This window comes from Mesorhizobium sp. M1A.F.Ca.IN.020.04.1.1 (genome assembly GCF_003997315.1).
GTDB lineage: Bacteria > Pseudomonadota > Alphaproteobacteria > Rhizobiales > Rhizobiaceae > Mesorhizobium.
This window is the reverse complement of the sequence record NZ_RZSN01000206.1, coordinates 1-9,034: the sequence shown is the minus strand read 5'-3', so window position 1 is coordinate 9,034 and position 9,034 is coordinate 1. Positions and strand designations below refer to the sequence as shown.

Below are 9,034 nucleotides of genomic sequence, written 5' to 3'. Positions count from 1 at the left end.
AGATCGTCGAGTTCTACACAGGCCGCAAGGCGCTCCTCGGCAACATCCCGACCTGGCGCTGCTCGGAGCCCGACAGCCTGAAATATGTGCTGGAGCACATCGGCGAGCTTGTGATCAAGGAAGTGCACGGCTCCGGCGGCTACGGCATGCTGGTCGGCCCCGCGGCGACCAAGAAGGAATGCGAGGCGTTCGCCAAGAAGCTGCAGGCCAAACCCGGCAACTACATCGCCCAGCCGACGCTCGCGCTGTCGACATGCCCGATCCTGACCGAGAAGGGGCTGTCGCCGCGCCATGTCGATCTTAGGCCTTATGTGCTGGTTTCGGATCGTATCCAGATCGTCCCGGGCGGCCTGACTCGCGTCGCGCTCAAGGAGGGGTCGCTTGTGGTCAACTCCTCGCAAGGCGGCGGAACGAAAGATACGTGGGTGTTGGACGATTAAAGAGCGAATAGAGAGTAGCGAATAGCGAATAGCGAATAGCGAATAGGGAAAGAGGGGGATCCGACGCAATCAATTCTTACAGAGACCTAATTGTTTGGAAGGTGGCCAAACTGACGAAATCGGAAAAATGCTGCGATCGATGATCAGGAGCCTTCAACAGAGATCATGAAATCTTTTTTTCGCTACTCGCTACTCACTATTCGCTATTCGCTCGACACCGGAGCAAGCTGACATGCTTCTCGGCCGCACCGCCAACGGTCTCTACTGGATGAACCGCTACATAGAGCGGGCCGAAAACATGGCGCGCCTGGTCGATGCCGGCCTGCGCATGGCGCTGACGCGCACGCAGAACGCGTCGGAGGAATGGAACTCCGTGCTGCTCAGCGCCGGTTCCGACCTGGCCTTCTCGCAGAAATACCAGGACTACACCGTCGCCAACGTCTCGGATTTCCTGCTGCGCGATACTTCGAATCCGTCGAGCACGATGGCCTCGATCGAGACGGCGCGCAACAATGCGCGCATGGTGCGCACAGCGCTGACGCGCGAGACCTGGGAGAGCATCAACGAGGCCTGGATGTCGCTGAAGCGGATGCTGGCACGGCCGATCGACGAGCGCGATCTGCCGACGGTGCTCGACGCGATCAAGCGCGAAACGGCGCTGATCCGCGGCTCGTTCTACGGCACGATGCTGCGCAACGAGATCTTCGACTTCTCGCAGCTCGGCACCTATGTGGAGCGCGCCGACAACACGGCCCGCATCCTCGACGTGAAATATTATGTGCTCTTGCCGTCGATCTCCTGGGTGGGCTCGACACTCGACAATTATCAATGGGAATCGATCTTGCGCTCGGTGTCGGCGCACCGCTCCTACCGGTGGGTGTATGACGCGGACTACAAGCCGACCAACATCGCCGACTATCTGATCCTCAATGTCCGTATGCCGCGCTCGCTGACCTTCTGCTATCGCTTCCTCGGCGAGCATTTGAGATTCCTCGCCGACGACTATGGCGAGCGCCATGCCTGCCACGCCACCGCCGAGAAAATTCAGACGATGCTGAAGAAGGGGTCGATCAAGGATATTTTCGACCACGGCCTGCATGAGTTCCTGGCGGAATTCATTCGTGACAACACTAGGCTGGGGGATGAGATCGCCCTGGACTACCGGTTCTACTGAGCGCTGGAGAGACAGGCGCCATGCGGCTCAAGATCACACACCGGACCGAGTACCGCTACGATGCACCGGTGCAGTACCTGTTGCAGCGACTGCGCCTGATGCCGGTCAGCGGATCGACTCAGACGGTTGCGTCCTGGGTGATCAAGATCGACGGCGCGCGAGAGGAGGCTCGCTTCACGGACCATTTCGGCAATGACACGCGGCTGGTGAGCGCCGAGGGCGGCCAGCACACCATCATAGTCGAGGCGGCGGGCGAGGTGACGACGCGCGACACTGCCGGTGTGTCCGGTGTGCATCATGGTTTCGCGCCGCTCTGGCTTTTCAGCCAGCAAACGCCGCTTACGACCGTCGGCGACGGCATTCGCGACCTGGCCGCTTCGGTCGGGGAGGGGACGGATATCGACAGGCTGCACAAGCTGATGGGCGCGATCCGGGAGCGCGTCGCCTATAAGCCCGGGACGACCAGCGCCGTGACGCCGGCGGAAGAAGCGCTAACGCTCAAGGCCGGTGTCTGCCAGGATCACAGCCACATCTTCACCGCCGTGGCGCGCGTGATGGGCTTCCCCGCGCGCTATATCAGCGGCTATCTGATGATGGATGCCTCGGTCGAGCAGGCGGCAAGCCATGCCTGGGCCGAAGCGCATGTGCCGAGCCTGGGGTGGGTTGCCTTTGATCCCGCCAACGGTATCTCTCCCGACGAACGCTATGTAAGAGTGGCGACGGGTCGGGACTATCGCGATGCCTCGCCTGTGTCGGGAATACTGCTGGGGCAAGCGGAAGAGAAGCTTGCCGTCACCGTCACGGTAGAGCAGTAGTCTCTGCCGAGATTCACCAGAAGAGCGACCATGACCTATTGCGTCGGCCTCAAGATCGATCGTGGACTCGTGTTCATGTCGGACACGCGCACCAATGCCGGCATGGATTCGATTTCGACCTTCAGGAAAATGCATGTCTGGGAAGAGCCTGGCGAGCGCGTCATCGTGCTGATGTCTGCAGGCAATCTTGCCACGACGCAAGCCGTGGTCAGCCTGCTGGACGAGCGCAACAAGGCGGCCGGCGACCGTCACGAGAAGCTGCTCGAGACCCCGTCAATGTACCAGACGGTGCGGCTGGTCGGCGAGACGGTGAAAGAGGTGATCGCACACTCTTCGCCCGCCGGCGATCAGGCGGATTCCTATTTCAACGCCTCCTTCATCCTCGGCGGCCAAATCAAGGGCAGCCAACCCCGGCTGTTCATGATCTATCCCGAGGGCAATTTCATCGAGTCGACCGACGACACGCCATTCTTCCAGATCGGCGAGACCAAATACGGCAAGCCGATCATCATCCGTGCCTATGACCGTACGATGAGCCTGGCCGAGACGGTGAAGCTGCTGTTGGTCTCCTTCGACTCGACGCTGAAGTCGAACCTGTCGGTCGGCCTGCCGCTCGACCTGCTCTTCCTGGAACTGGATGCTTTCAAGGTCGGCCTGAAGAAGCGGATCGGTCATGACGACCAATATTACCGAACCATATCGGATGGCTGGTCCAACGCGCTAAAGGCGGCCTTCGCCAGCCTGCCTGATTTTCCCGGCTAGGGCGTTCGCCTACGAAGCGCATTATATTTAACAGGTTAATTAAAGGAAGTGGCGGGCCGATCAAGGTCCGGCGGCTGCTGAGAGGATACATGGACAAGAAAGAATTCCACGATTGGTCGAGGCGAGCCGCGGATTGGGGCGTGGACTACCGGTCCAGCCTGCGCGATCGTCCGGTGCGGCCGGCGATCGTGCCCGGCGACATATTCAGGAGCATCGAAGAGTCGCCGCCCGAGACGGCCGAGCCGATGGAAAAGATCTTCGCCGACTTCGAAACGAAGATCGTGCCCGGGATGACGCATTGGCAGCATCCGCGCTTCTTCGCCTATTTCCCGGCCAACGCGGCGCCGGTCTCGGTGGTGGCCGAGTATCTCGTGTCGGCGATGGCCGCGCAGTGCATGCTGTGGCAGACCTCGCCGGCCGCGACAGAGCTCGAGACGCGTATCGTCGACTGGATGCGCCAGGCGCTGGGCCTGCCCGAAGGATTCTCCGGTGTCATTCAGGATTCGGCTTCGTCGGCGACGCTTGCCGCGGTGCTCACCATGCGCGAGCGGGCGCTTGACTGGCAGGGAAACAGACAAGGTCTCGCCGGCCAGGCGAAGCTGCGTGTCTATTGCTCCAACCAGGTTCACACCTCGATCGACCGAGCGATCTGGGTCGCCGGCATCGGCGAGGAGAATCTCATCCGTATCCCGGTAACCGGTCGTTTTCGTTCGATGGATACGCCGGCGCTCGAGGCGGCAATTATCGCCGATCGCGACGCCGGCCTGCTGCCGGCGGGCATTATCGCCTGCGTCGGCGGCACCAGCACCGGCGGCACCGACGACATCGCTGCCGTAGCGGCCGTGGCGAAGCGGCACGGCCTTTACCTGCACGTCGATGCGGCCTGGGCCGGGTCGGCGATGATCTGCCCGGAGTACCGGCATTTCTGGGCCGGCGTCGAGAGCGCGGATTCCATCGTCTTCAATCCGCACAAATGGCTCGGCGCGCAATTCGACTGCTCGATCCAGTTCGTCTGCCAACCGGAAGACCTTGTGCGCACGCTGGCCATCAAGCCGGACTATCTCAAGACCAGAGGTCATGACGGCATCATCAATTATTCGGAATGGTCGGTGCCGCTCGGCCGCCGCTTCCGTGCGCTGAAACTCTGGTTCCTGCTGCGCGCCCACGGGCTGGAAGGATTGCGCAAGATGATCCGAAACCATGTAGCCTGGAGCGAGGGACTTGCCGCGCGCCTGGCCGGGGAAGCCGATTTCGAGCTCGTCACCGAGCCGATGCTGTCGCTGTTCTCGTTCCGCCATCGCGCCCTTCAGGGTGCCGATCCAGACGAGCACAATTTGCGTCTCGTCGATGCCATCAACACGGACGGACGCATCTATCTAACGCAAACGCGCGTCGATGGTCGGGTGGCGATCCGCTTTCAGGCAGGACAGTTCGAAACCACGGCCGGCGATATTGATGCGGCCTTCGATGTCGTCACAGAGGTTGCGCGCGGGCTTACCTTTGAGGCGGCAAACTGATTGCGGACTGGTTTGCCTTTGCGAGAAGGCGAATTTCGTTAGCCGGCTTATCCCTTTCCATCACTTTCGTTTTCCGATATAGACGGAAAAACGAAAATGAAGGATAGCGGATGTTCCTTTCGCCACGCCACGCCGAGATCATCCAGATGGCGAAGGACAACGGCCGGGTGCTGGTCGACGACCTGGCGACACATTTCAGCGTGACGCCGCAGACCATCCGCAAGGACCTCAACGACCTCTGTGACCAGCGGCTGCTGACGCGCATCCATGGCGGGGCGCTGTTTCCGTCCGGCATCGAGAACATGGAATACGAGGCGCGGCGCAAAATCGCTGCCGATGAGAAGGAAGCGATCGGCCGCGCGGCGGCCAGGCTCATTCCCGATAACGCCTCGCTGTTCATCAATATAGGCACTACGACGGAAGCTGTCTCAAAGGCGCTTCTCGACCATAACGGGCTTATGGTCATCACCAATAACATCAACGTTGCCAATAGGATGCGGATCTATCCTTCGATCGAGGTGGTGATCGCCGGCGGCGTTGTGCGCGGCTCAGACGGCGGCGTCGTGGGTGAGGCCGCGGTGGATTTCATTCGCCAGTTCAAAGTCGACTACGCCGTCATCGGCGCCTCGGCCATCGACCATGACGGCGCGCTGCTCGACTTCGACTTTCGCGAAGTGAAAGTGGCGCAGGCCATCATCGCCAATGCGCGTCATGTGATTCTCGTCTCCGACCGGACAAAATTCGAGCGCACGGCGCCCGTTCGCATTGGTCACCTGTCGCAGGTGAACACCTTCATCACCGACCGTTGCGACATCCCTTCGGTGCGCCGGATTTGCGAGGAAACGGAGGTTCGTTTGATCGAGACAGCGCTCGGATAACGTCTCTTCACGGACATCTCACGCACCTGTGATATTTCGTTTGACATTCGGATCGAGTTCGAAATAATCCCGCCACGGTTTCGCGAAACACAAAAATGGTGCAATGCGAAATCGTGGAGGAACCCTGTGGACGCATCTCCGATCCATGACATTTTTGTCATAGGCGGCGGCATCAATGGCTGCGGCATCGCCCGCGACGCCGTTGGCCGCGGATTTTCCGTATACCTCGCTGAGATGAACGATCTCGCCAGCGGGACTTCCTCCGGCTCGACCAAACTGATCCATGGCGGGTTGCGCTATCTCGAGTTCTACGAATTCCGGCTGGTGCGCGAAGCGCTGATGGAGCGCGAGGTTCTGTGGAAGAACGCGCCGCATATCATCTGGCCGATGCGCTTCGTGCTGCCCTACGCCAAGGGCCTGCGTCCGGCCTGGCTGATCCGGCTCGGCCTTTTCCTTTACGACCATATCGGCGGGCGCAAGCTGCTGCCGGCGACCAAGACGCTGGACATGGCCACCGATCCGGCCGGCAAGCCGCTGAAGCCGCTGTTCCGCAAGGCGTTCGAATATTCGGACGGCTGGGTCAACGATGCCCGCCTCGTGGCGCTCAATGCCCGCGACGCGGCCGACCGCGGCGCCGTCATCCGCACTCGCACCAAGGTGGTCAGCGCGCGCCGCGAGAGCGGACTGTGGACGATCAAGATCCAGAACGTGCTGACCGGCGAGATCGAGGAAGTCCGCGCGCGTCTTCTCGTCAACGCCGCCGGGCCGTGGGTCGATCAGGTATTGGCAAAAACCGTCGGCCAGAACGATGTGCACAATGTTCGGCTGGTGCAGGGCAGCCACATCGTCATCGGCAAGAAGTTCGACGATCCGCGCGCCTATTTCTTTCAGAACAAGGACGGACGCATCATCTTCGCCATTCCTTACGAAGAAGAGTTCACGCTGATCGGCACCACCGACCGCGACTTTCCCGGCGATCCGCATGAGGTGAAGATCAGCGATACCGAGATCGACTATCTTTGCGCCGCCGCGAGCGAATATTTCGCCCAGCCGGTCAAGCGTTCGGACATCGTCTGGACCTATTCGGCGGTGCGCCCGCTTTATGACGACGGCGCCTCGAAGGCGCAGGAGGCGACGCGCGACTATGTGCTGAAGGCCGATGGCGGGGAGGGTGCTGCCCCCTTGCTCAACGCCTTCGGCGGCAAGATCACCACGTTCCGCCGGCTGGCGGAATCGATGTTGGAGAAGATCGAAGGCTTTCTCGGCAAGCGCGGCAAGCCATGGACCGCCAACGCGCCGCTGCCCGGCGGCGATTTTCCGGCGACCGGGTTCGACGAGCAGGTCTCGAGGCTCAAGAACGCCTATCCGTTCCTCGACCAACGGCTGGCACGCAGGTTGACCCGGCTTTACGGCACGCGCGCGGAGAAGCTGCTTGGCCTCGCCAAGTCGAATGCCGATCTCGGCCGCAATTTCGGTGCCGACCTCTACGAAGCCGAGGTGCGCTACCTGGTCGAGAACGAGTGGGCGATCACCGCCGAGGACGTGCTGTGGCGCAGGACCAAACGCGGCCTGCATTTCAGCCGCGAGCAGACGGCGGCATTGGAAGAATTCATGCGCGGGTTGAGCAGCCGCCATGTCGCCGCGGCGGAATGAGGATCGAGCGCTGATGCGCAAGGCCTGGGAGGAGGCGTGATGCTGGAACTGAGGAACGTGGCGAAGGCGGTCGGCGCGCAGGAGCATATTCGCGACGTGTCGCTGACGCTTCAGCACGGCTCGCTGAATGTCCTGCTCGGGCCGACGCTTTCCGGCAAGACCAGCCTGATGCGGCTGATGGCCGGGCTCGATGCGCCAACTTCGGGCTCCGTCTGGTTCGACGGCAAGGACGTCACCGGACAGCCGGTGCAGAAGCGCAACGTTGCCATGGTCTACCAGCAATTCATCAACTACCCGGCGATGACGGTGTACGAGAACATCGCCTCGCCGCTTCGGGTTGCCGGCGTCGAACAGGCCAGGATCGACAAGGAGGTGCGCAACGCTGCGGCACTTCTCAAGCTCACGCCCTATCTCGACCGCACGCCGCTCAACCTCTCGGGCGGCCAGCAGCAGCGCACGGCGCTTGCCCGCGCCATCGTCAAGAACGCCAGCCTGGTGCTGCTCGACGAGCCGCTCGCCAATCTCGACTACAAGCTGCGCGAGGAGTTGCGCGCCGAATTGCCGAAGATTTTCGCCGCGGCGGGCACGATCTTCGTCTATGCCACGACCGAGCCGCACGAGGCGCTTTTGCTCGGCGGCAACACCGCGACGCTTTCGGAAGGTCGCGTCACGCAGTTCGGCCCAACCGCCGAGGTTTTCCGCAAGCCGGTCGACCTGGTGACGGCGCGGACCTTCGCCGACCCTCCGCTCAACACCATTGTGCTCGCCAAGAAGGGATCGGACTTCCTTCTCGAAGGAGGCGTGAAGCTGCCGGTGCCGCCCGAACTGCTCGGCATTCCGGATGCCAGCTACACGATCGGCTTCCAGCCGCACCATTTGTCGCTGGAGCGTCCCAACCCCGGCGCCGTGCCGGTGCGGGCCAAGGTCACCATCACCGAGATCACCGGCTCGGAAAGCTTCGTCCATCTCGACTTCGCCGACGCGCGCTGGGTGATGCTCGCGCACGGCATCCTCGATTTCGAGACCGACGACGAGGTCGAGGTGTTCATCGACCCGCGCCACATCATGGTCTTCGACCAGAACGGCCGCGCGGTGACTGCGTCGAAGCTGGCGGCTTGAGGAGGGAGCGATGGCACGCATCGACGTCAACCACATCCGCCACTCCTACCTGACCAATCCAAAGAAGGATTCGGATTTCGCGCTGAAGGAAGTGCATCACACCTTCGAGGACGGCGGCGCCTATGCGCTGCTCGGGCCGTCCGGCTGCGGCAAGACCACCTTGCTCAACATCATCTCGGGGCTGCTCCATCCCTCGCACGGCCAGCTCCTGTTCAACGGCCGGAACGTGACCAATCTGTCGACGCAGGAGCGCAATATCGCCCAGGTGTTCCAATTCCCGGTCATCTACGACACCATGACCGTCTACGACAATCTGGCCTTTCCGCTGCGCAACCGCCGCGTGCCGGAGGCCGATGTCGACCGCAAGGTGCGCGAGACGCTCGAAATGATCGATCTCGCCTCGATGGCGAACCGGAAGGCGCGCCGGCTGACCGCCGACCAGAAGCAGAAGATCTCGCTCGGTCGAGGACTAGTGCGCTCGGACGTCAACGCCATCCTGTTCGACGAGCCGCTCACCGTCATCGATCCGCATATGAAATGGGTGCTGCGTTCGCAGCTGAAGCAGCTGCATCGCCGGTTTGGTTACACCATGGTCTATGTCACGCACGACCAGACCGAAGCGCTGACTTTCGCCGACCGCGTCGTGGTCATGTATGACGGCGAGATCGTGCAGATC

At 61.8% G+C, this 9,034-nt stretch carries 9 protein-coding genes; all 9 read left to right on the top strand.

Annotated elements, in window-relative coordinates; genetic code table 11:
• Positions 1-440, top strand: a 440-nt coding sequence (locus EOA49_RS27710) for a circularly permuted type 2 ATP-grasp protein (RefSeq protein ID WP_206520230.1), incomplete at its 5' end; no start/stop codon positions are given.
• Positions 441-672: 232 nt separating this feature from the next.
• Complete coding sequence (locus EOA49_RS27705) at positions 673-1,614, top strand: alpha-E domain-containing protein (RefSeq protein ID WP_066992511.1); 942 nt, start codon at positions 673-675, stop codon at positions 1,612-1,614.
• Between the two features lie 20 nt (positions 1,615-1,634).
• Complete coding sequence (locus tag EOA49_RS27700) at positions 1,635-2,429, top strand: transglutaminase family protein (RefSeq protein WP_127240663.1); 795 nt, start codon at positions 1,635-1,637, stop codon at positions 2,427-2,429.
• Between the two features lie 30 nt (positions 2,430-2,459).
• Positions 2,460-3,191: a peptidase gene (locus EOA49_RS27695; RefSeq protein WP_066992517.1), complete on the top strand. Its 732-nt coding sequence runs from the start codon at positions 2,460-2,462 to the stop codon at positions 3,189-3,191.
• An 89-nt stretch (positions 3,192-3,280) separates the two neighbouring features.
• Positions 3,281-4,708 (top strand): pyridoxal-dependent decarboxylase, encoded by a 1,428-nt coding sequence (locus tag EOA49_RS27690; RefSeq protein ID WP_127243471.1) that lies wholly within the window; start codon positions 3,281-3,283, stop codon positions 4,706-4,708.
• 110 nt (positions 4,709-4,818) lie between these two features.
• Positions 4,819-5,586: a DeoR/GlpR family DNA-binding transcription regulator gene (locus EOA49_RS27685; protein WP_066992523.1), complete on the top strand. Its 768-nt coding sequence runs from the start codon at positions 4,819-4,821 to the stop codon at positions 5,584-5,586.
• A 126-nt stretch (positions 5,587-5,712) separates the two neighbouring features.
• Positions 5,713-7,239, top strand: a complete 1,527-nt coding sequence (glpD, locus tag EOA49_RS27680) for a glycerol-3-phosphate dehydrogenase (protein WP_067319781.1) — start codon at positions 5,713-5,715, stop codon at positions 7,237-7,239.
• Positions 7,240-7,278: 39 nt separating this feature from the next.
• Entirely contained in the window at positions 7,279-8,358 is a 1,080-nt protein-coding gene (locus EOA49_RS27675) for an ABC transporter ATP-binding protein (RefSeq protein ID WP_127241967.1), read from the top strand.
• Between the two features lie 10 nt (positions 8,359-8,368).
• Positions 8,369-9,034, top strand: a 666-nt coding sequence (locus EOA49_RS27670; RefSeq protein ID WP_164749298.1) for an ABC transporter ATP-binding protein, incomplete at its 3' end; no start/stop codon positions are given.